The organism is Sulfurovum sp. bin170 (assembly GCF_010892395.1).
GTDB lineage: Bacteria > Campylobacterota > Campylobacteria > Campylobacterales > Sulfurovaceae > UBA1140.
Genome location: NZ_JAACKB010000462.1, coordinates 1 through 1,653, shown reverse-complemented (window position 1 = coordinate 1,653; position 1,653 = coordinate 1). Strand labels below are relative to the sequence as shown.

Annotated in this window: 1 protein-coding gene; it reads right to left on the bottom strand. The window is 39.3% G+C overall.

Translation table 11 applies throughout. The features are described from left to right. Window positions 1–368 precede the first annotated feature (368 nt). Window positions 369–1,653, bottom strand: a 1,285-nt coding sequence (locus GSY74_RS10740) for a citrate/2-methylcitrate synthase (protein WP_164665148.1), incomplete at its 5' end; no start/stop codon positions are given.

Sequence of the window (1,653 nt, the reverse complement as noted above, 5' to 3'; positions counted from 1 at the left end):
TTCATATCACCTTTTTAAAAAAAGGTGCAAAAATTAAATCTCAAATAGACGTTGATTTTTACTTATATTTGGTTGTCAAAGATCACTCACATTCACTCTCTTAGCCAACTCGGTTAAGGTCTCTGTGTTTGTGGACGCGTATTATAGCACCTAAAGTTTTATTTGTCAAGGGTTTTTTGTGGTTTATTGTATTTTTTTTGAAATTTCTTTAATTTTTCAAGTTTACTTACATTAAATAGGAAGTTTTTCTTAATATTAGTTGAGTCCCGTGAAAGATCTATGGATTACTGAATATATTATCTGTGAAAGGAGGTATAGTACAGCCCAGCAAGGACTGTACAAAAATAGTATCAGATAGAGAAGTGAGTTTAGATCTCTTCGGCAACCTGTACATCATAAAGAATATCATCCATCGGATGGCGATACATAGGCATAGCCAATCTTTTCTCATCAAGTACATGACCGATAAATCCGATTGTTCTACCGACGATGAAGAATGAGTTAAGTGTACCTGACTCGATAAACTCATTGATCTCCTCTTCAGAGTAGCCGAGTGCTCTCCACATATCAACCATAAGGATACCAATCGTACCATCAACATTGAGAATAAGATTCTCTTTTTTGGATGTTGTGAGTGCTTCAACTGTTCTTGCATAGTCAAGCAACGGTGTACTTGGGAAGTTTTCAGTTGCAAAGTCCATAAGACCCGTTACACGAAGATCTGGGTTCTTGAGAGACTTGATACGGTGTCCAATACCTGGAATTGGAACGCCCTGCCCCTTCATATATTTCAAGAATGCTTTTGGATCAAGACCATTATCATCTGCATATTTGAAGTATTGTGCTGCACCATCAATCGCGCCACCAAATCTAGGTCCAATAGTAAGAAGTCCTGTCACTAATGCCTCAACCACTGACTTGCCTGCTCTTGCTGTGACTTTTGCATTGTGCGCACCAGAAACCGCTGGACCGTGGTCAGCAACAGTTTTGATCACCGTTTCAATGAAATCTGTAGCCCACTTTGGATACTGTTTTTTGAACCATAAGAGTGCAATAACATCACCGATTCCTTTACCAGTATCAGGAGTAGCCACCGAAGAGATTGGGAATCCGGCATATGTAGCCTCTTCACCTCTATCGTCCGATATAGTACAGATAAATTGTTTGCTTCTTCTCACTTTTGGAACAGTGTTCATCTCTGGCTCTGGAATTGGGGCAATATCAAGAGAGTCAAATACCTCTTTGATTTTTGCCGGAAGATCATTGAATGTTGCTGGTACAAAAATACCTGCTTCAGCCATTGCATTGTTCTTATACTCAGCTGTTTCAGATTCAGCATTTGCAGATGCGCCCGCATGACCGAACTGTACACCAGAGTCATAATATTTAGCAATGGTACCGATACACCATGCAATAATTGGCTTAGTAATTCTTCCATCTTTGATAGCTTTAATCACTTTATACTCTTCAGTACCACCTACCTCACCCAAAAGAATCATATATTTAACTTTCGGGTTTGACTCCATTCTGAGGAGGTTGTCAATAAATACTGAACCAACAAATCTATCTCCACCAATCGCTACACCCTCTGCAATACCATCTGCGTTGATAGCAATAATATTGGAAAGCTCATTAAATAAGCCGCCTGAACGA